18 protein-coding genes and 1 pseudogene are annotated in these 19,489 nt (G+C 63.2%); 14 read left to right on the top strand and 5 right to left on the bottom strand.

Going from position 1 to position 19,489, the window contains the following annotated elements; genetic code table 11:
- Position 1 precedes the first annotated feature (1 nt).
- The gene (gene ubiB / locus AC4HIX_RS18585; RefSeq protein ID WP_490400066.1) at positions 2–1,531 is read right to left on the bottom strand and encodes a 2-polyprenylphenol 6-hydroxylase; all 1,530 of its coding nucleotides are present in this window, start codon (positions 1,529–1,531) and stop codon (positions 2–4) included.
- A gap of 3 nt (positions 1,532–1,534) precedes the next feature.
- Positions 1,535–2,287, bottom strand: a complete 753-nt coding sequence (gene ubiE / locus AC4HIX_RS18580) for a bifunctional demethylmenaquinone methyltransferase/2-methoxy-6-polyprenyl-1,4-benzoquinol methylase UbiE (protein ID WP_490400065.1) — start codon at positions 2,285–2,287, stop codon at positions 1,535–1,537.
- Between the two features lie 86 nt (positions 2,288–2,373).
- On the opposite strand from ubiE, the gene mutM reads away from it, so the two are divergent.
- From mutM to rarD, 5 genes are all read left to right on the top strand, one after another.
- Complete coding sequence (gene mutM, locus AC4HIX_RS18575; RefSeq protein ID WP_490400064.1) at positions 2,374–3,225, top strand: bifunctional DNA-formamidopyrimidine glycosylase/DNA-(apurinic or apyrimidinic site) lyase; 852 nt, start codon at positions 2,374–2,376, stop codon at positions 3,223–3,225.
- A 63-nt stretch (positions 3,226–3,288) separates the two neighbouring features.
- Positions 3,289–4,065 (top strand): acryloyl-CoA hydratase, encoded by a 777-nt coding sequence (gene acuK / locus AC4HIX_RS18570; RefSeq protein WP_475048930.1) that lies wholly within the window; start codon positions 3,289–3,291, stop codon positions 4,063–4,065.
- Positions 4,066–4,276: 211 nt separating this feature from the next.
- Positions 4,277–4,540, top strand: a complete 264-nt coding sequence (gene rpsT, locus AC4HIX_RS18565; protein ID WP_008556347.1) for a 30S ribosomal protein S20 — start codon at positions 4,277–4,279, stop codon at positions 4,538–4,540.
- Between the two features lie 547 nt (positions 4,541–5,087).
- Complete coding sequence (gene dnaA, locus AC4HIX_RS18560; protein WP_490400063.1) at positions 5,088–6,494, top strand: chromosomal replication initiator protein DnaA; 1,407 nt, start codon at positions 5,088–5,090, stop codon at positions 6,492–6,494.
- Positions 6,495–6,670: 176 nt separating this feature from the next.
- Positions 6,671–7,573 carry an EamA family transporter RarD gene (gene rarD, locus AC4HIX_RS18555; protein ID WP_490400062.1) on the top strand — a complete coding sequence of 301 codons (903 nt, stop codon included), beginning with the start codon at positions 6,671–6,673 and terminating at the stop codon, positions 7,571–7,573.
- Between the two features lie 6 nt (positions 7,574–7,579).
- Here rarD and AC4HIX_RS18550 read toward each other — a convergent pair whose 3' ends face one another.
- Both AC4HIX_RS18550 and rbfA read right to left on the bottom strand, forming a co-directional pair.
- The gene (locus AC4HIX_RS18550) at positions 7,580–8,308 is read right to left on the bottom strand and encodes a phosphodiester glycosidase family protein (RefSeq protein WP_490400099.1); all 729 of its coding nucleotides are present in this window, start codon (positions 8,306–8,308) and stop codon (positions 7,580–7,582) included.
- Positions 8,309–8,325: 17 nt separating this feature from the next.
- Complete coding sequence (gene rbfA / locus AC4HIX_RS18545) at positions 8,326–8,721, bottom strand: 30S ribosome-binding factor RbfA (protein ID WP_027245073.1); 396 nt, start codon at positions 8,719–8,721, stop codon at positions 8,326–8,328.
- Positions 8,722–8,807: 86 nt separating this feature from the next.
- Between rbfA and dapB the strand changes: the two genes are divergently transcribed.
- Positions 8,808–9,617: a 4-hydroxy-tetrahydrodipicolinate reductase gene (dapB, locus tag AC4HIX_RS18540; protein WP_490400061.1), complete on the top strand. Its 810-nt coding sequence runs from the start codon at positions 8,808–8,810 to the stop codon at positions 9,615–9,617.
- Positions 9,618–9,785: 168 nt separating this feature from the next.
- Here the strand turns inward: dapB and AC4HIX_RS18535 are convergent, their stop codons facing one another.
- Complete coding sequence (locus AC4HIX_RS18535) at positions 9,786–9,938, bottom strand: DUF1674 domain-containing protein (RefSeq protein WP_490400060.1); 153 nt, start codon at positions 9,936–9,938, stop codon at positions 9,786–9,788.
- A 78-nt stretch (positions 9,939–10,016) separates the two neighbouring features.
- Here AC4HIX_RS18535 and AC4HIX_RS18530 point away from each other — a divergent pair, with 78 nt between their 5' ends.
- The 8 genes and pseudogenes from AC4HIX_RS18530 to AC4HIX_RS18495 form a co-directional block, all read left to right on the top strand.
- The gene (locus AC4HIX_RS18530; protein WP_490400059.1) at positions 10,017–11,279 is read left to right on the top strand and encodes an RsmB/NOP family class I SAM-dependent RNA methyltransferase; all 1,263 of its coding nucleotides are present in this window, start codon (positions 10,017–10,019) and stop codon (positions 11,277–11,279) included.
- 103 nt (positions 11,280–11,382) lie between these two features.
- On the top strand, positions 11,383–13,125 hold the full coding sequence (locus tag AC4HIX_RS18525; RefSeq protein ID WP_490400058.1) for a heparinase II/III family protein: 1,743 nt from the start codon (positions 11,383–11,385) through the stop codon (positions 13,123–13,125).
- Positions 13,126–13,149: 24 nt separating this feature from the next.
- A complete protein-coding gene (gene purH, locus AC4HIX_RS18520; RefSeq protein ID WP_490400057.1) occupies positions 13,150–14,739 on the top strand; it encodes a bifunctional phosphoribosylaminoimidazolecarboxamide formyltransferase/IMP cyclohydrolase in 1,590 nt (529 codons plus the stop codon).
- 15 nt (positions 14,740–14,754) lie between these two features.
- On the top strand, positions 14,755–15,237 hold the full coding sequence (lspA, locus tag AC4HIX_RS18515; RefSeq protein ID WP_475048949.1) for a signal peptidase II: 483 nt from the start codon (positions 14,755–14,757) through the stop codon (positions 15,235–15,237).
- A gap of 55 nt (positions 15,238–15,292) precedes the next feature.
- Positions 15,293–15,814 (top strand): DUF3035 domain-containing protein, encoded by a 522-nt coding sequence (locus AC4HIX_RS18510; RefSeq protein ID WP_490400056.1) that lies wholly within the window; start codon positions 15,293–15,295, stop codon positions 15,812–15,814.
- A 167-nt stretch (positions 15,815–15,981) separates the two neighbouring features.
- Positions 15,982–17,325 carry a M16 family metallopeptidase gene (locus AC4HIX_RS18505; RefSeq protein ID WP_490400055.1) on the top strand — a complete coding sequence of 448 codons (1,344 nt, stop codon included), beginning with the start codon at positions 15,982–15,984 and terminating at the stop codon, positions 17,323–17,325.
- The gene (locus AC4HIX_RS18500) at positions 17,322–18,641 is read left to right on the top strand and encodes a M16 family metallopeptidase (RefSeq protein ID WP_490400054.1); all 1,320 of its coding nucleotides are present in this window, start codon (positions 17,322–17,324) and stop codon (positions 18,639–18,641) included. Before AC4HIX_RS18505 ends, AC4HIX_RS18500 begins: the two co-directional genes overlap by 4 nt.
- Before the next feature lie 259 nt (positions 18,642–18,900).
- Positions 18,901–19,489, top strand: a pseudogene (locus AC4HIX_RS18495) (polyribonucleotide nucleotidyltransferase); the annotation flags it as partial.

Raw genomic sequence — 19,489 nt, 5'->3', positions numbered from 1 at the left:
TTCAGATCAGAAGGGCCACCGCTGCAAACAGCGCCGCACCGCCGGCAGCTCCCAAGGCAGCCGGTGCAACCCAGTTGCCGGTGTTGCGGGTCTGGACGCCATTCTGTGCGGCCTGGGCAATCAGCGCCTGTTCCACCAGCGCAGGCAGACGCGGGCCGAAGCGGGCCATTACCTTGGCGGTCTCCAGCAGGTCGGAGGCCACGGCGCGCGGGCCGATGGATTTCTTGATGTAGTCCTCAACCACCGGCCTGGCCGCTTCCCAGATGTTGATATGCGGGTCCAGCGAGCGGGCGACACCCTCGACCACTACCATGGTACGCTGCAGGAGGATCAGCTCGGTGCGGGTCTCCATACCGAAACGCTCGGTCACCTCGAACAAGTAGTTCAGCAGTCGGCCCATGGAAATCTGCGAGGCGTCCATGCCGAAGATCGGCTCGCCGACCGCGCGCAGGGCGCGGGCGAATTCATCGACGTCGCGGTTGGCGGGCACGTAACCTGCCTCGAAATGCACCTCGGCCACGCGCTTGTAGTCGCGCTTGATGAAGCCATAGAGGATCTCGGCGTAGACCCGGCGGGTGTATTCGTCGATATGACCCATGATGCCGAAGTCATAGGCGATGATATCGCCATTGGCCGCGACCTTGAGGTTCCCCTGGTGCATGTCAGCGTGGAAGAAGCCGTCACGCAGCGCGTGGCGCAGGAACAGAGACAGGACGCGGTTGGCCAGCAGCCTGCGGTCGTGTCCTGCCGCATCCAGCGCGTCGTTGTCACCCAGCGGAATTCCGTCGGCCCAGCCCATCGTCATCACCCGGCGGGCGGAATAGGCCCATCGGATGTCCGGCAGCTGGAAACCCTCGTCCTTGGTGGTGTTGGCGGCAAATTCCGAGGCGGCGGCGCTTTCCAGCCGCAGATCCAGCTCACCCTGCACAACGCCGTCGAAATGCTCGATCACGTCCATCGGCTTCAGGCGGCGGGCGCCGGGAGCGAACAGGTCAACAATGCGGGCAGCGAAGTAGAAGGCGTCCACATCCTTGTTGAAGGCGCGCTCAATCCCGGGGCGCAGCACTTTGACAGCAACCTCTTCACCGGTTTCCGCCAGCGTGGCCCGATGCACCTGTGCGATGGAGGCGGCGGCAACGGGATCGCTGAAATCGGAGAAGATTTCCGACGCCGGGCGGCCCAGCTCTTTTTCCACCTCGGCCAAAGCCTGAGCACGGGAAAATGGCGGCAGCTTGTCCTGCAGAACACGCAGCTGGTTTGCCAGATCCTTGCCCACCACGTCGGGGCGGGTCGAAAGCACCTGTCCGAACTTGATATAGGCGGGCCCCAGCGCGTTCAGCGCGCGGGTCTCCGGCGGCATTGCCGGATCGCCCTTGTAGCCAAGCCATTTGAACGGCCAGCCCAGGGTTCGCGCCAGGATGCGCAGAGGTTTGGGAGCCTCAAACGCCTCCAGCACCGAATGCATGGCGCCGGTGCGCTCGAAAGTGGCGCCTGTCCGGATCAGGCGCAGAATATTATGAGGGCCGCGCATGGGTCAGATCTTCCAGCCGGAATGCAGGCAAGCGATACCCATCGACAGGTTGCGGTATTTGGCGTTTTCAAAGCCCGCCTGCTTCACCATGCCTAGGAACGTCTCCTGGTCCGGGAAGTTGCGGATCGATTCCACCAGGTACTGATAGCTGTCGTAATCGCCCGCAATCATCTGCCCCATCCGCGGGATCACGTTGAAGGAATAGAGATCATAGAGCTTCTGCAGCCCGTCGTTCGGCAGCTGCGAAAACTCCAGCACCATCAGCCGCCCGCCGGGGCGCAGCACCCGGTAAGCTTCGTTCAGCGCCTCTTGCGGGCGGGTCACGTTCCGGATGCCGAAGGAGATTGTGTAAACGTCGAAGGTGTTGTCCTTGAACGGGAGCTTCATCGCGTCGCCGGTGACCCAATCAAGGCTGTCGGCCATCTGCTCTGCCTCGGCACGCTTACGACCCTCCTCCAGCATCGGGCGGGTGAGGTCGAGCACGGTGGAATGGCCGTGGCCCGCGCGCTTCAGAAACCGGAAGGAAATGTCACCCGTGCCGCCTGCCACATCCAGCAGCCGCTGGCCCGGGCGCGGCGCCAGCCAGTCCATCATCGCGTCCTTCCAGACCCGGTGGATGCCGACGCTCATCACATCGTTCATGATGTCGTATTTCGAGGCGACCGAGTTGAAGACCCCCTGCACACGGCTGGCCTTCTCCTCCTCGCGGACGGTTTCGAACCCGAAATGGGTGGTGTTGTCGCTGGTGTTGCTCATGCCACTTGCCGTTTGCTGAGTTTCGCCCTTGTTATAAGGCGCTGTGGGGCAGGCACAATGCGGCCCGTTGGTTCAGGAGGGGTGTAATGCCAGAATTGCCCGAGGTCGAGACGGTGAAACGCGGTTTGGCGCCTGCGATGGAGGGGGCTGTGATCGCGCGGGCGCAGGTGAACCGCCCGGATCTGCGCTGGCCGTTTCCGGAACAGATGGCAGAGAGGCTGACCGGTGCGCGGGTCAATGCCCTCAGACGGCGGTCGAAGTACATCCTGGCGGATCTCGACACGGAAGAGACATTGCTGATCCATCTGGGCATGTCCGGGCGGATAACGGTGTCGGGCGATCCGCTGGGGCACTTCGTGCATGAGCATCCGCAAGCGGAGAAGCATGACCACGTGGTTCTGGACATGGACAATGGCGCCCGCATCACCTTCAACGATCCGCGCCGGTTCGGGGCGATGGATCTGCTGGAGACGGCGACGGCCGACAGCCACAAGCTGCTGGCGGTGCTGGGGCCGGAACCATTGGGCAATGACTTTCACGAAGATCACCTGATTGCTGCCTTCAAAGGGCGCAACACACCGGTGAAATCCGCATTACTGGATCAGGGAATCATCGCGGGGCTCGGTAACATCTACGTCTGCGAAGCGCTCTTCCGTGCGGGAATTTCGCCACGGCGCAAGGCCGGGCAGATTGCCGCGCATCGGGTGGCGGCATTGGTGCCGATCATCCGGCAGGTGTTGCAGGATGCCATACGCGCAGGCGGATCGTCGCTTAAAGATTTTCGGCAAGCATCTGGTGAACTTGGATATTTTCAGCATTCATTCGATGCCTACGGGCGCGAGGGCGAACCCTGCCGGCGGATCGGTTGCGCAGGGTCAATCGCCAGAATCACCCAGTCGGGGCGCTCCACCTTCTACTGTGTAAAGTGCCAAAGATAGCTTGATCAGAGGGACCCTTTTGGTAAGGACTCGGATCTGAACGGAACAACCGAAAGAGAAATCATGGCCTACGAGACGATCAACGTCGATGTGCAGGACCACGTTTGCCTCATTAAACTGAACCGCCCGGAGGCGATGAACGCGCTCAATCAGGAACTGCTCGGCGAGCTATGCACCGCGCTGGAAGAGGCTGATGCCAGCGACAAGGTACGTTGCATCGTGCTGACCGGTTCGGAAAAGGCTTTTGCCGCCGGTGCCGACATCAAAGAGATGTCGGAGATGAGCTTTACCGAGGTGTTTTCCACCAACCTGTTTGCCGATGCCAATGACCGCATTTCCGCGATCCGCAAGCCGATCATTGCGGCGGTGGCGGGCTATGCGCTGGGCGGCGGCTGCGAGCTGGCGATGCTGTGCGATTTCATCATCGCGGCGGAAACGGCCAAGTTCGGCCAGCCGGAGATCAACCTGGGTGTCGTGGCTGGGATCGGCGGCACACAACGTCTGACCCGTTTCGTGGGCAAATCCAAGTCGATGGACATGAACCTGACCGGCCGCTTTATGAATGCCGAGGAAGCCGAACGCGCCGGACTGGTGTCCCGCGTCGTGCCGGCCAAGAAGCTGATCGAGGAAGCGACCGCCGCGGCGCAAAAGATTGCGGAGAAATCGCTTCTGACGGCAATGGCGGTCAAGGAAACGGTGAACCGCTCTTACGAGCTGCCGCTGAGCGAGGGCCTGCTGTTCGAGCGCCGGGTGTTCCACTCGATGTTTGCGACCGAAGACCAGAAGGAAGGCATGGCGGCCTTCCTGGAAAAGCGTGAAGCGCAGTTCCGCGACAAATAAGCGTCAGAGAACCTTTTAGAGCGGCGGGCTGTATATCCCGCCGTTTTGCAATCCGGGCCGGCGCCCTTGCAATTCTGCACAGAGTTGGCTAAACGCCGCCCTCATACATGCGCGTGCAGCCCGCTCAGGCTAGAATCACACCGGTGAATGATCCCGGGGCTGGCTGGCATTGCGTCCGATAGAAACAGAACCCGAGATAAGGTCAGACACCATGGCAAATTCGCCCCAGGCCAAGAAGCGCGCACGTCAGAACGAGAAGCGCTTTGCCGTCAATAAAGCCCGTCGTTCGCGCATCCGCACCTTCCTGCGTAAAGTTGAAGAAGCCATCGCTTCCGGCGACAAAGAAGCTGCAACTGCAGCTCTGCGCGCAGCTCAGCCCGAACTGATGCGCGGCGTTACCAAAGGTGTGTACCACAAAAACACCGCTTCCCGGAAAATCTCCCGCCTGTCCGCACGCGTGAAGGCACTGGGCTGAGATTCGCTCCGCCAATAAGGCTCACGAGCTGTTGAAAAGTTGTCAGGGCGCTGCAAATTGCAGCGCCTTGTTTTTTGGGCAAAGCCTTGGCTGGTTGCTGCAGGTGCAGGAGATTCTTTGCGGCCAAAGGCAGAGTCAACATCATAGTTTCGTTGCTGCTGACCCCCTCAAATTGCTACCACTGTGTCAGCGATTCACTCGCTGGGGGGACAGGCTGCTTGCGGCAATCTTGACGGGCATCAAGGTTGTCAGGCTGCCCGGAACAGACGGGACATGCGTGCCTGTCTCTGTCCGGGAGCTACTGCTGTATCGTTAAGGACAGCAGCCTTGTCTCAATTGTGTGCGATACTGTTCGTAACGGCAGATGGCCCGCTCTTTGCGGCTGTTTTTGCTGTTGCCATGCGAACGTTCAGCCTACGGGCGATGCGGCCAGTACTGGTCCGCACACGGAAACCCTGTGCGTGAACGGCCCCCGGGTGGTTGGGGGTGACGATGGAATTGGCCCGGTCTAGGGGCCGCTGCTTTTTGGGGACGCGTGAGGCGCAGCATGACAGAAGAAAAATGGGGACAGCTCAGGAACCGGCTGTTGAAGACAGTTGGCCAGAACAATTTCACCACCTGGATTGAGCCCCTTGAATTTGACACTGTGGACGGCGGAGTTGCTGTCTTCAAAGTGCCGACGAATTTCATGGGAAATTACGTTAGCCAGAACTTTGCAGACCTTATTCTGCACGAGCTGACCATGTCCGGCGAGCCGGTGCAGCGTCTGGCCTTCCGGGTGGCTGCGAACAGCCCGGCGCGTCCGGTTGAGCCGGCCGTTGCGGCCGAGTCCTTTGGCGGTGTGCAGGATGATCTGGCGGTCGCGACCGCTCCGGCCCCGGCAACGGCGGCAGGCAAAGACACGCTGGAGGCGCTGCAGGCGGCACCGCTGGATCCGCGCTTTACCTTTGACAGCTTCGTGGTCGGCAAGCCGAACGAACTGGCCCATGCCGCGGCGCGCCGCGTCGGCGAGGGTGGCCCGGTGACCTTCAACCCGCTGGTCCTGTATGGCGGTGTGGGCCTGGGTAAAACCCACCTGATGCACGCCATCGCGTGGGAGCTGAAGGAAAAGAATCCGCATCTGAACGTGCTGTATCTGTCAGCGGAACAGTTCATGTACCGCTTCGTGCAGGCCCTGCGCGAGCGCAAGATGATGGACTTCAAGCATCTGTTCCGCTCTGTCGACGTGCTGATGGTGGATGACGTTCAGTTTATCGCCGGCAAGGACTCCACCCAGGAGGAGTTCTTCCACACGTTCAACGCGCTGGTGGACCAGAACAAGCAAATCATCATCTCTGCTGACCGCGCCCCGGGTGAGATCAAGGATCTGGAAGACCGGGTGAAATCGCGCCTGCAGTGCGGCCTGGTGGTGGACCTGCACCCGACCGATTACGAACTGCGTCTGGGCATCCTGCAGACCAAGGTGCAGCAGCAGCGCGAGACTTATCCGGATCTGCGCATCGCCGACGGCGTGCTGGAGTTCCTGGCGCACCGGATCTCGACCAACGTGCGTGTGCTCGAAGGCGCCCTGACCCGTCTGTTCGCCTTTGCCTCGCTGGTGGGCCGCGAGATCGACATGGATCTGACCCAGGACTGCCTGGCCGACGTGCTGCGCGCCTCTGAGCGCAAGATCACCGTCGAGGAGATCCAGCGCAAGGTGTCCGAGTATTACAACATCCGGATGTCCGACATCATCGGCCCCAAGCGGCTGCGCTCCTATGCGCGCCCGCGCCAGGTGGCGATGTACCTGTGCAAGCAGCTGACCAGCCGCTCTCTGCCCGAGATCGGCCGCCGCTTTGGCGGGCGCGACCACACCACCGTGATGCACGGTGTCAAGCGCATCGAGGAGCTGAAGCTGACCGACGGCCAGATCGCCGAGGACGTCGAAATGCTGCGCCGGTCGCTGGAAGCCTGAAGCGCACCCGCACCCCAAACGATTGACTTGCGGCTCCGGTTTCCGGAGCCGTTTTTTCTTGCGGGGCAGGGGGGCGGGCTGCAGCCCATAACGCGGCTGAATACCCGGTATCACGGAAAACAAAGTTCCTTCCGGTCCAAAATCAGCCATAAGTGCGCCCTGAACAGGAGCGCCGCATGACACCGCAACCCACTGAAAATATGGATACGCCCCGCGGGCTGGCCTTTGCCGTCACCGCCTATCTGCTGTGGGGGTTCCTGCCGCTATACATGAAAGCGCTGTCGCATATTCCCGCCGCTGAAGTTGTGGTCCATCGGGTGATCTGGTCGGTGCCGGTGGCCGGCGCGCTGCTGATCATCCTGCGCCGGACCAAGGAGTTGCAGGCCGCACTCAAGAACCCCCGGATGCTGGGCATGGCCTGCCTCACCGCAGCGCTGATTTCGGTGAACTGGGGCATCTATGTCTGGTCGATTGCGGCCGGGCGGGCGCTGGACGCGGCGCTTGGCTATTACATCAACCCGCTGTTCAGCATTGCACTAGGCGCCATCCTGCTGCGCGAGCCGCTGAGCAAGGCGCAGTTGGCGGCTGTTGCGCTTGCCGCCGCTGCGGTGTTGGTGCTGACGCTGGAAGCGGGCCGGGTGCCCTGGGTCGCTGTGGGCCTGACACTGACTTGGGGGTTCTACGCGTTCTTCAAGAAATCGCTGCCGATTGGCCCCAACCAGGGGTTCCTGTTGGAGGTGCTGATCCTGCTGGCGCCTGCGCTGGGCTATTTCGGGTATCTGACAGCCACCGGAAGCAGCAGCTTTGGCGGCTCGCTCAGCGATACCTCGCTGCTGCTGGGTTGCGGCGTGGTCACCGCGGTGCCGCTGATTGTCTATGCAAATGGTGCCAAGCTGGTGCGGCTGTCGACCATGGGAGTTCTGCAATACATCGCCCCGACAATGATTATGCTGGCCGCAGTGCTGCTGTTCGGGGAGGAATTCGGCCAAGCCCGGATGATCGCGTTTCCGATGATCTGGGCAGCTTTGGTGATCTATACAGTCCCGATGGTGCGGCAGATGCGCAAACGTCCCGGTTGATGGCGTTCAGTCGCCTGACTGAGCGCCCTCGACCACGCCCGCCACGGGCCCCATCATAAAGCCCGCGTCGCTGCGGCCCAGCTGCGGTGCATGCAGTCGCGAGATATTGCCGTCGAAATAGAGCGCATTAGGCAGCTTCAGGTAATCGCGGAACAGGCTGCCGAACTGGTGAAAGGTTACCGCGTTGCGGGAGATCGCAAAAACCACTCGTGTGCCATCGGCTGAAGTGCCCACCCCGTTGCGGATGTAGTAGCTGTCGGAGTTTGGCAGGAAGCGCGGGTGCAACTCCCCATCGATTACCAGCATCGGACCCGACTGGGTGGCGTAGGTGCAGCTGGGCGCCGCAGCCTCAAAGGCCAGCGTTTCAATCACGTCCGCCCGGCCTTCCCTGATGCAGAAGACGCCATTGGGCAGCAGGCCGAAGTTGCCGGGCCCGGCATTGGTCACCAGCCGCATCTCCTGTGCGCCGTCCTCGACATAAAGGCCGACGGGAGAGCGGTCGGTATGGTACATGCCGGCATTGGTGGCAAAGGCCAGAGCTTTGCCGTCCTCCGCCAGCGCCGCCTCCAGGGTGGAGAAATGCCCGTAGACCTGGCCGTCGCCATCCTTCAGAAACAGCCGCAGCTGTTCGCGGGCGGCGTCCACCTCGCAGACCGAATAGCGGCTGCCGTCATAGGCCACATCGCTGCAGTCGACCGCACCCGCCGCAGGGGCGGTCCATAGTGCAGCCAGCAGCAAGGCGGCCCTGCGGATCACTCTTCGACGTCGCGGCGCACCGCGTCCTGGGACAGCATCCGGCGGGTGTCGTCCATCTGATCGAAAGTCTCGTCCAGCCGGAAGCGCAGATCGGGGGTGAACTTCAGCCCCAGCTTCTTGCCGACCATGCGGCGCAGCTCGCTCTTGTTGCGGGCCAGAAGCTTCAGGACATCCTCCTGCCCCTTGCCGCCCAAGGGCAGCACAAAGGCGGTGGCGATTTTCAGATCGGGGGAGGTGCGCACCTCGCCCACGGTGATCGACATGCGGTTCAGGTCCGGGTCGTGCACGTCGCCGCGCGCCAGCACCTCAGAGAGGGTGCGGCGGATCAGTTCGCCGACGCGAAGCTGACGCTGGGACGGGCCGGGGCCATCGTGGAATTTGTTCTTTGCCATGATTCCGATCTATGCCGGATCGCGGGCTTTGCCAAGCGCTGCCCGGCACTGTAGGACAAATCCAGCTTGAACAAGGGAATTGGCCAATGACTCACAAACCAGGGATCGTGATTACCGGCGCATCGGGCCGCATGGGGCAGATGCTGATCAAGACGGTGCTGGAAAGCGGTAAGGCCACGCTGGTGGGGGCAGTTGAGCGCGAAGGGCATGAATGGGTCGGCCGTGACGTGGGCGAGGTGATGGGCGGCCAGCCGGTTGGTGTGACCGTGACGGCAGACGCGCTGGAGGCGTTTTCCAAGGCGCAGGCGGTGATCGACTTCACCGCGCCGGAGGCGACACTGGCCTTTTCCAAGCTGGCAGCCCAGGCCCGCGCGGTGCATGTGATCGGCACCACCGGCATGACGGACGAGCAGATTGCCCAATTGGAACCGGCCTCCCGCCACGCGGTAATCATCCGTGCGGGCAACATGAGCCTGGGTGTGAACCTGCTGGTGCAGCTGACCAAGAAAGTGGCCGCCGCGCTGGACGAGGATTTCGATATCGAGGTGATCGAGGCCCATCACCATCACAAGGTGGACGCGCCCTCCGGAACCGCGCTGATGCTGGGCGAAGCTGCCGCCGAAGGCCGCGGTGTCAAGCTGGCTGATGTGCGCGATTCTGGCCGCGACGGGATCACGGGCGCCCGCAAGCGCGGCGACATCGGCTTCACCGCCATCCGCGGCGGCGACATTGTGGGGGAGCATGATGTGCTGTTTGCAGCGGCGGGAGAGCGGATTGTGCTGCGCCACCTGGCCACCGACCGCGCCATCTTCGCCCGCGGCGCGCTGAAGGCCGCGCTGTGGGGCCAGGACAAGGGGCCGGGCCAGTACGACATGGTGGATGTGCTGGGTCTGTGACGTCAAAGAGGCGGCCCTGACGGGCCGCTGCCTCAGGCACGAGTATTTAGAGAAAGATGAAAGAGCGGCGCTTCATTCATCTTTCCAGAAATACTCCGGGGGTGCGGGGGCGGGCCCCCGCAGCGAGCCCTAAAAGTCGAGGGCGGTGCCCGTTTTGTCCCAGTCGCCCTAGCGTGCCGGGTCGGGGCCGTCGCGGCCGCCCAGCTCCTTGGGACGCGGGTCTTGCGATTCTGCGGCCTTGCGGCGCTCCTCAGCCTCGGCCAGCGCACGCAGGGCGGCGGCGGGCAGGTCTTTCTTCTCGGGTGCAGTCTCTTCGCTCATCGCGGGTTCCTTTATGCTCCGCCCATGATATACGCCCCTGTCCCGCGCAAACAAGCCGCGCCCCCATGGAGTTGCCAGATGTCCGATGCCAATCACGCCCGCCGCACCGCGGTTTACCTGCTGGATCAGGTGCTGGGAGAGGGGCGGCTGCTGGCGGAATGCTATGCTGCCGGGGCGTTGGAGAAACTGGCGCCGGAAGACCGGGCCCGGGCGCAAAGGCTGGCAGCGGAAACCCTGCGCGGATTGGAGCGCGCGGACCGGATCCTGAAAAAGCACCTCAAGAAGACGCCGCCGCTGATGGTGATGAACGTGCTGCGTCTGGGCACGGTGGAGCTGTGCTCGGGCGGCGCGGCGCATGGGGTGGTGAATGCGATGGTCGCCATCGTCTCCAAACACCGCCGTCACGGGCAGCTGAAGGGGCTGGTCAACGCAGTGCTGCGCAAGGTTGCTGACGAAGGCCCCGCGGAATGGGCCAAGCTGCGCACGCCGCGGCTGCCGAACTGGCTGCGCAAGCCGCTGGTGCAGGCCTGGGGCGCCGAGGCGATGCTGGGCATGGAGGCAGCGCACTTTGCCGGAGCGCCGCTGGATATCACCGGCAAGCCGGATGCGGATCTGAGCGCGCTTGGCGGAGAACTTCTGCCCACCGGTTCAGTGCGGCTCGCCAATGCCGGGCAGGTGTCATCGCTGCCAGGCTTCGATTCAGGCGACTGGTGGGTACAGGATGCTGCGGCTGCTCTACCGGCCAGAATTCTGAACGCCCAGCCTGGCGAGCGGGTGCTGGAGCTGTGCGCGGCACCTGGCGGCAAGACCATGCAGATGACCGCTGCCGGTGCCAAGGTGACGGCTGTCGACATCTCGGAAAGCCGCGTGGCGCGGCTGAGGGAGAACCTGGAGCGCACCAGGTTTGAGGCCGAATTGGTGGTCGGCGATGCGCTGGAGCAGACCGGTCAGTATGACGCGGTGCTGCTGGACGCGCCCTGTTCCGCCACGGGCACCATCCGCCGCCATCCTGATCTGCCGCAGGCCAAGGACGGCAGCGAATTCGGCGCCCTGATTGAGCTGCAGGCGCAGATGCTCGCCCATGCCTGGTCGCTGGTGAAACCCGGGGGGCGGCTGATGTTTTGCACCTGCTCGCTGCTGCCGGACGAGGGCGAATGCCAGGTCGAGGAGGCGCTGGATATGTTTCCGGACATGGCGGCAGACCGCGATGCGCTGGCGCTGCCGGGTGTTGATCCGCAATGGATCACCGAGGAGGGCGGTTTGCGCCTGCGCCCCGACTACTGGGCAGAGCGCGGCGGCATGGATGGTTTCTACATGGCCCTTTTGCGCAAAACAGCGTGACCCCGGGATGTGCCCGGCATTCGCCGGTGACTCCTTGCATACCCCGCGCTATGCTCCAGCCAAAACGCCCCGGAATACTCCTCTGGCGTGAGGCAAAAAGAGCATGTCCACTTATGACAGAATGGCAGGCCGCGGCACCCGCCTACTGAACCGGTATTACGCTTGGCGGGCCCGCAGGCAGCCTGCGGCGACCGGGTTTGTCTCGCAGCCCGAACCGCGCACCATCGGCAGTTTTGCCCGCGGGCGGCAGCTGGTGGCTGGCAATCTGCTGTTTGCCGGTTATCTGGTCGAATCACCTGACACCGGCCTGTGGGAAGTCGCAGCACCGGATGCGGCCTTTGATGCCGAGCGGCACGGGTTTGCCTGGCTCGACGATCTGGCCGCGGTGGGGGATTTCAAGGCGCGGCTGAAGGCGCAGAAATGGGTCTGGGGCTGGATTGCGCAGCATGGTCGCGGCGGCGGTCTGGCCTGGCTGCCGGATCTGACCGGGCGGCGGGTGATCCGCTGGATCAACCACGCGCTGTTCCTGCTGAGCGGCAAGGACAAGGACGAGACCGAGGCCTTCTATGGCTCCCTGGCCAGGCAGACCTGGTTTTTGTCCCAGCGCTGGCAGGGGGCGGCCCCCGGCCTGCCGCGGTTCGAAGCCCTATGCGGCCTGATTTATGCGGGCCTGTCTTTGCAAGGGCGGGAAGAACTGGCGGACCCGGCGGTCAAAGCCTTGGCCGCGGAATGCGAGGCCCAGATCGACGATCAGGGCGGCTTGCCGACCCGCAACCCGGAAGAGCTGCTGGAAGTATTCACGTTGCTGACCTGGGCCGCCGCGGCGCTGCATGAAGCGGGCCGCATGGTGCCGCCTGCCCATGTTGCTGCCATCGAGCGGATTGCGCCGACTCTGCGCACCCTGCGCCACAGCGATGGCGGCCTGGCGCGGTTCCACGGCGGCGGCCGCGGGCTGGAAGGGCGGCTGGATCATGCGCTTGCTGCCAGCCATGTCGCTGAACGCCATGCCGACGGGCTGGCGATGGGCTTTGCCCGGCTGTCGGCGCGGCGTACCTCGGTAATTGTCGATGCTTCTGCCCCGCCCAAGGGCAAAGCGTCTTACAATGGTCACGCATCTACTCTGGCGTTTGAGCTGACTTCGGGGCGGCGGCCGCTGATCGTGAATTGCGGCTCCGGTGAAACGTTTGGGGTGGAGTGGCGCCGGGCCGGGCGGGCTACGCCCTCGCACACGACGCTGTGCATCGAAGGCCATTCCAGCGCCCGGCTGGCGCCGCCGCACAAGACCACTGGCCATGAGGAGCTGATAGAAGCCCCGGACGACGTGCCGCTGGAGGTCGCCGACCTGGCGGACGGCTTCCGCTTCCAAGGCGGCCACAATGGCTATGCCGCGCATTTCGGTTTGACCCATGCCCGCACGCTGGATCTGTCCTTTGACGGGCGCAGCCTTAGCGGCGAGGACATGCTGGTGGCCTTGGACGAGGCTGCCAAACGCCAGTTCGCGAAGGTTCGGGATGCCGGCCCGGACGGCGGCATCGGCTTTGATATCCGCCTGCACCTGCACCCTGAGGTGGACGCGGCCCTTGACTTGGGCGGCACGGCAGTATCCATGGCGCTCAAGAGCGGGGAAATCTGGGTTTTCCGTCACGACGGCGGCTGCCAACTGCGGCTGGAGCCGAGTGTTTTCCTGGAAAAGACCCGCTTGAAGCCGCGTGCGGCAAAGCAGATCGTTTTATCCGGGCGGGCGATGGGATATGCCACCCGCGTCCGGTGGACGCTCAGCAAAGCGCAGGAGACTGCCATTGCCGTGCGAGACCTGAACCGGGACGAACCCGAGACGTTTGACTGAGCCTTTAAAAGGACCTGCCCTGCCATGACCGACCTTCACCCCGTACGCCGTGCGCTGCTTTCCGTATCCGACAAGACCGGCCTGATCGAGCTGGGCAAGGCCCTGGAGGCGCGCGGTGTCGAACTGCTGTCCACAGGTGGTTCCGCCAAGGCGCTGCGCGATGCCGGGCTGACTGTGAAAGACGTCTCTGATGTGACCGGGTTTCCGGAAATGATGGACGGCCGGGTGAAGACCCTGCACCCGATGGTGCATGGCGGCCTGCTGGCGCTGCGCGACAACGATACCCACGTGGCCGCGATGAACGAGCATGGCATTGGCGCCATCGACCTGCTGGTGGTGAACCTCTATCCGTTTGAGGCGGCGCTGGCGCGTGGCGCAGATTACGATGAGATGATCGAAAACATCGACATCGGCGGTCCGGCGATGATCCGCGCTGCCTCCAAGAACCATCTGTTCGTGAACGTGGTGACCGACGTCCAGGATTATGAGGCGCTGCTGGCGGAGCTAGACAACAACGACGGCCAGACGACCTATACCTTCCGTCAGCGCCTGGCCCAAACCGCCTATGCCCGCACGGCGGCGTATGATGCGGCTGTGTCGAACTGGATGGCGTTGGCGCTGGAAGAGAAGACCCCGCGCCGCCGTGCCTTTGCCGGCGAGCTGAAGCAAACCCTGCGCTATGGCGAGAACAGCCACCAGACGGCGGCCTTCTACACCGATGGCAGCAACCGGCCGGGTGTTGCCACCGCCGTGCAGCTGCAGGGCAAGGAACTGAGCTACAACAACATCAACGATACCGACGCGGCCTATGAGCTGGTGGCGGAATTCGACCCGGCCGAGAGCCCCGCCGTCGCGATCATTAAACACGCCAATCCCTGCGGTGTGGCCAAGGGGGCAACCCTGGCCGAGGCCTACCAGAAGGCGTTCGACTGCGACCGCACCTCGGCCTTTGGCGGCATTGTGGCGCTGAACCAGCCGCTGGACGCGGAGACCGCAGCCAAGATCACCGAGATCTTCACCGAGGTGGTGATCGCCCCCGGCGCCTCCGACGAGGCGAAGGAAATCTTCGCCGCCAAGAAGAACCTGCGCCTGCTGCTGACCGATGGACTGCCGGACCCGCGCAAGCCCATCGTGGCCTACAAGCAGGTGGCCGGCGGTATGCTGGTGCAGGATAAGGACGTCGGCTACGTCGGCATGGAGGACCTGAAGGTGGTCACCGAGAAGGCGCCGTCTGACGCACAGATGCAGGACCTGCTGTTTGCCTGGAAAGTCGCCAAGCACGTGAAATCCAACGCCATCGTCTACGTGAAGGACAACGCCACAGTCGGCGTCGGTGCTGGTCAGATGAGCCGTCTGGACAGCGCCAACGTGGCCGCGGCCAAGGCAGGCCGCATGGCGGCTGAACTGGGCCTGGAGGAAAGCCTCGCCAAGGGCTGTGCGGTGGCATCGGATGCGTTCTTCCCCTTTCCGGATGGCCTGCTAGAAGCGGCCGCCGCGGGCGGTACTTGTGTGATCCAGCCGGGCGGCTCGATGCGCGATGACGAGGTGATCAAGGCGGCCAATGAGAAAGGCCTGGCCATGGTCTTTACCGGCATGCGCCACTTCCGCCACTAATCGGGGCAGCGAGACATGGCAGCACGTTGGATGATCTGGGGCGCGGCCCTTTCGTTCCTGGCGGATCAGGCCAGCAAATACCTGGTGATCCACTGGATGGGGCTGGACCAGCGCCACCGGATCGACGTGCTGCCGCCATTCCTGAACTTTCGCTATGGCGAGAACACCGGAATCAACTTTGGCCTGTTCGGCGGCGGGGATGAGGCCGCGCGCTGGATCTTGATCGCTCTGTCAGTCGTGATCTGTGTCGTGCTGGCGGTGTGGGTCAGCCGCGGGCAAGCAAAATCCAGGGGCATGCAGCTGTCCGCCGGGCTGGTGATCGGCGGCGCGCTGGGCAATGTCGCGGACCGGCTGCTGTATGGCTATGTGCTGGATTTCCTGAACACCTCCTGCTGCGGCATCCAGAATCCATTCGTGTTCAACGTCGCCGACATTTTCATTTTTGCCGGCGCTGCGGGGCTTATTTTCTTTGACGGGCGGCGCAAAAAGCCTGCGTAGACCTTGGCAGGTAAATGCGATAAAAGCGCCGGGAAACAGGCAGGAGTTTGGGGCAATGCGGATCCCGTTCGGAGTGATGGTTCTGGCTGGCGCGCTGGCAGTGTCCGGCTGCGCGCAGAAAGGGCTGCGCGTTCTTCAGAAGCCGGGGACCGGCCCGGACGAATTCCTTGTCCTGCCGACCAAGCCGCTGAGCACGCCGGATAACTTCAGCAGCCTGCCGGCACCGACGCCCGGCGGCAGCAACCTGACCGATGCCAATCCGCACGCGGATGCCGTGGCTGCCCTGGGCGGCAAACCCGGCGCTCTTGTTCCGGGCAGCGGCGTGCCGTCTGGCGATGCGGCTCTGGTCACAGCGTCCAGCCGCTACGGGGTTGAGCCGGGCGTGCGCGGGACGCTGGCGGAGGAAGACGCAAAGTTCCGTCACCGGAACCGCCACCTGGGCCGGATCAAGATCGTGCCGGTGGACCGCTACGAACAGCTGTACCGCAAGCAGAGCATTGATCCTTTTGCCGTCAGCGATCAGTTCCGCAGGGCAGGCGCGGCGACGCCTTCCTCGCCGCCTGAAGACGAGTCCTGATCCCTCACTTTTCTGCCAGCCGGTATTGCATGCCGCCAGCAGCCGCGTAGGTTGACAGCAGCCATTCTGCTGGCAATGGGCCGCGAATTGCGGCTGCAAAGAACAATACAGCAGTAACTGCACCCTGGCTGCCAAAAGCAGGGACGCAAAGATTTGGAGGATGCCAGATGATCCAAAGGGTCACATTGGCCGCCGCGGCGCTGAGCGCTGCCTTGACCGGTCCCGTTCGGGCCGAGGATGAGGCGGTGACCGCGTTCACCTTGGACAACGGAATGGACGTTGTCGTGATCGAGGACCACCGGGCGCCCGTGGTGCAGCAGATGGTCTGGTACCGGGCGGGGTCCGCCGATGAGCCGCCTGGCCAGTCAGGCGTGGCCCATTTCCTGGAACACCTGCTGTTCAAGGGGACTGAAAAGCTCGCCCCAGGCGAGCTGTCTGCCACGGTGCGCGCCAATGGCGGCCAGGACAATGCTTTCACCAGCTACGACTACACCGCCTATTTCCAGCGTGTCGCCGCCGACCGGCTGGAGCTGATGATGCAGATGGAAAGCGACCGGATGACGAACCTCCGCCTCAGCGAGGAGGATATCGTCACCGAGCGCGAGGTGATCCTGGAAGAGCGCAACCAGCGCACTGACAACGATCCCGTAGCGCTGTTCCGCGAACAGTTGAACGCGGTGCAGTACCTCAATCACCGCTACGGCCAGCCGGTCATTGGCTGGCGCCACGAGATGGAAAGCTTGGATATGGAGGATGCACTGTCCTTCTACCAAACCTATTACGCGCCTAATAACGCCATTTTAGTTGTCTCAGGCGATGTTCAGCCGGAGGAGGTGAAGGCGCTTGCCGAGACGTATTATGGCGTGATCCCGGCCAACCCTGATCTGCCGGAACGCTTCCGCAGTCAGGAGCCGCCGCAGACTGCCGAACGTCGGCTCACCTTCAAGGACCCGCGCGTGGCGCAGCCCTATGTGCAGCGTTCCTACCTGGCACCGGAGCGCGACAGCGGCGCCCAGCAGAAAGCCGCGGCGCTGTACTTGCTGGCGGAGCTTTTAGGCGGCGGTAACACGTCCTACCTCGCCAATGCACTGCAATTCGACCAGCAGGTTGCGGTTTACACAGGCGCCTTCTATTCGGGCAGCACATTGGACGACACGTCCTTTACTTTCCTGATCGTTCCGGCTGAGGGTGTCAGCATGGAAGACGCCGAAGCGGCACTGGATGCCACCATCGCCCGCTTCCTTGAGGGGGGCGTGGACGAAGCCCAGTTGGAGCGGATCAAGCTGCAGCTGCGCGCCGCTGAGATCTATGACCGCGACAACGTGAACGGCATAGCCAACCGCTATGGCCAGGCGCTCAGCATTGGGCTGACGGTGCAGGATGTGCAGGACTGGCCGAAGATCCTGCAATCGGTCACGGCGGATGAGATCATCGCTGCCGCCAATGAAGTTCTGCGTCCGGAAGCCTCAGTCACCGGCTGGATGATGCGCGACAAAGAGGTAACCCAATGACCCCGCTGAAATACATCGCCGCGGCGCTGGTGGCCTGTTTCCTGGCGCTGCCCGCCTGGGCCGGAATCAAGATCGAGGAGGTCACCTCTCCGGGCGGCATCAAGGCGTGGCTGGTGGAAGACCACAGCATTCCCTTCTCCGCTCTGGAGCTGCGTTTTCGCGGCGGCACCTCATTGGATGCTCCGGGTAAACGCGGTGCGGTCTACCTGATGACCGGGCTCTTGGAGGAAGGCTCCGGCGATCTGCGTGCGCAGGATTATGCACGGGCCCTGGAATCGCTGGCAGCGGAGTTTTCCTATGATGCGGACAAGGACTCAGTGTCTGTTTCTGCCCGCTTCCTGACTGAAAACCGGGAGGAGGCGATGGCGCTTCTGCGCCAAACCCTGTTCGAGCCGCGATTTGACCAGGATGCGCTGGACCGGGTGCGGGCGCAGGTTCTGGCGGGGTTACGCTCCGATGCGAAGAACCCCAACAATATCGCCGGTGAGGCGTTCTCCAGGATGGCATTCGGCGATCACCCCTATGGCAGCGATGGCAAGGGCACGCTGGAAACCGTCGCCGCGCTCAGCCGGCAGGACATCTTTGACGCATACGAGGCGGTCTTTGCCCGTGACAGGCTCTATGTCAGTGCCGTAGGCGACATTACTGCCGAGGAGCTGGGAGCGCTGCTGGATGATCTGCTGGGCGAACTGCCCGCAGAGGGCGCGCCGATCCCCGGCCCGGCCGAAGTCACCATCGAGGGCGGCGTCACCGTGGTGGATTTCGATACACCGCAGTCGGTTGCCCTGTTCGGACAGAAGGGCATCAAGCGCGAGGATCCGGATTTCTTCACGGCCTACGTGATGAACCAGATCCTTGGCGGCGGCTCCTTTGAGTCCCGGCTGATGACCGAAGTGCGGGAGAAGCGCGGGCTGACTTATGGCATCTACTCCTACCTGGTGCCGCGCGATCTGGCGGCGGTCTACATGGGTTCCGTTGCCTCAGCCAATGGCAAGATGGCTGAAGCCGTTGAAGTGATCCGCAACGAGTGGCGCCGCATGGCCGAAGAGGGCGTAACGGAGAAGGAGCTGAGGGACGCCCAAACCTATCTGACCGGCGCCTACCCGCTGCGGTTTGACGGCAACAGCCGCATCGCCTCGATTCTGGCAGGGATGCAGATGGACAACCTGCCGATCGGCTATGTGGAAACCCGCAACGACCGGATCAACGCTGTTACCTTGGATGACGTGAACAGCTTTGCGGCGGAGTTCATGGACCCCGACGGGTTGCGTTTTGTTATCGCCGGGCGCCCCGAGGGTCTGGAAACGACCAACTGATATTTTACCGGGCGGCGCTAGGTGCCGCCCGGTTCCTATGCAAGGCTGGGGCCGCGAGGCGCGCTGCCGCCCATCGCGGCTGGCCTTCACCGCTTTCCCTTTCATTTTACCGCAAACTCATGTATGGGCGGGCCTATCTGAGACGATGTGCCCAGGCCCTGGCACGCGAAAGAAAGATAAGTGGGGCCGGCGGCAATGGGGCCGCCACGCAAACGGGAGACCCGGAGGGCCGGGAGCGCTCCCTTTTAGGATACGCTAGATGTTTAACGTTACGAAGAAATCGATGCAGTGGGGCGAGGAAACGCTCACACTGGAAACCGGCAAGGTTGCCCGCCAGGCAGATGGCTCCGTGATTGCCACCCTGGGCGAAACCTCGGTCATGGCCAACGTGACCTTTGCCCGTCAGCAGAAGCCCGGCCAGGACTTCTTCCCGCTGACCGTGCACTACCAGGAAAAATACTATGCTGCGGGCAAAGTGCCCGGCGGCTTCTTCAAGCGCGAAGCGCGCCCGACCGAAAAAGAAACCCTGACCGCGCGTCTGATCGACCGTCCGATCCGCCCGCTGTTCGTCCCCGGCTTCAAGAACGAAGTGCTGGTGATGTGCACCGTGCTGAGCCACGACCTGGTCAACGACCCGGACATCGTAGCAATGATCGCGGCCTCCGCTGCGCTGACCCTGTCCGGCGCACCTTTCATGGGCCCGATCGCGGGTGCCCGTGTTGGCTTCGAGGACGGCGAATACGTTCTGAACCCGACCGTCGACGACATGCAGGACCTGCGCCTGAACCCCGAGCAGCGCCTGGATCTGGTTGTTGCCGGCACCAAGGACGCGGTGATGATGGTGGAAT

Source organism: Leisingera sp. (assembly GCF_982940295.1).
Note: the sequence above shows the minus strand (reverse complement) of the source record. Positions and strands in the feature narration are given on the sequence as shown.

Bases quoted from the DNA above. Each gene is read 5' to 3' on its own strand.
- rarD (WP_490400062.1), top strand. From the start codon at position 6,671: ATGACACCGCAACCCACTGAAAATATGGATACGCCCCGCGGGCTGGCC.
- acuK (WP_475048930.1), top strand. From the start codon at position 3,289: ATGGCCTACGAGACGATCAACGTCGATGTGCAGGACCACGTTTGCCTC.
- AC4HIX_RS18510 (WP_490400056.1), top strand. From the start codon at position 15,293: ATGCGGATCCCGTTCGGAGTGATGGTTCTGGCTGGCGCGCTGGCAGTG.
- AC4HIX_RS18500 (WP_490400054.1), top strand. From the start codon at position 17,322: ATGACCCCGCTGAAATACATCGCCGCGGCGCTGGTGGCCTGTTTCCTG.
- dapB (WP_490400061.1), top strand. From the start codon at position 8,808: ATGACTCACAAACCAGGGATCGTGATTACCGGCGCATCGGGCCGCATG.
- lspA (WP_475048949.1), top strand. From the start codon at position 14,755: ATGGCAGCACGTTGGATGATCTGGGGCGCGGCCCTTTCGTTCCTGGCG.
- rpsT (WP_008556347.1), top strand. From the start codon at position 4,277: ATGGCAAATTCGCCCCAGGCCAAGAAGCGCGCACGTCAGAACGAGAAG.
- AC4HIX_RS18530 (WP_490400059.1), top strand. From the start codon at position 10,017: ATGTCCGATGCCAATCACGCCCGCCGCACCGCGGTTTACCTGCTGGAT.
- mutM (WP_490400064.1), top strand. From the start codon at position 2,374: ATGCCAGAATTGCCCGAGGTCGAGACGGTGAAACGCGGTTTGGCGCCT.
- purH (WP_490400057.1), top strand. From the start codon at position 13,150: ATGACCGACCTTCACCCCGTACGCCGTGCGCTGCTTTCCGTATCCGAC.
- AC4HIX_RS18505 (WP_490400055.1), top strand. From the start codon at position 15,982: ATGATCCAAAGGGTCACATTGGCCGCCGCGGCGCTGAGCGCTGCCTTG.
- ubiB (WP_490400066.1), bottom strand. From the start codon at position 1,531: ATGCGCGGCCCTCATAATATTCTGCGCCTGATCCGGACAGGCGCCACT.
- dnaA (WP_490400063.1), top strand. From the start codon at position 5,088: ATGACAGAAGAAAAATGGGGACAGCTCAGGAACCGGCTGTTGAAGACA.
- AC4HIX_RS18535 (WP_490400060.1), bottom strand. From the start codon at position 9,938: ATGAGCGAAGAGACTGCACCCGAGAAGAAAGACCTGCCCGCCGCCGCC.
- AC4HIX_RS18525 (WP_490400058.1), top strand. From the start codon at position 11,383: ATGTCCACTTATGACAGAATGGCAGGCCGCGGCACCCGCCTACTGAAC.
- ubiE (WP_490400065.1), bottom strand. From the start codon at position 2,287: ATGAGCAACACCAGCGACAACACCACCCATTTCGGGTTCGAAACCGTC.
- rbfA (WP_027245073.1), bottom strand. From the start codon at position 8,721: ATGGCAAAGAACAAATTCCACGATGGCCCCGGCCCGTCCCAGCGTCAG.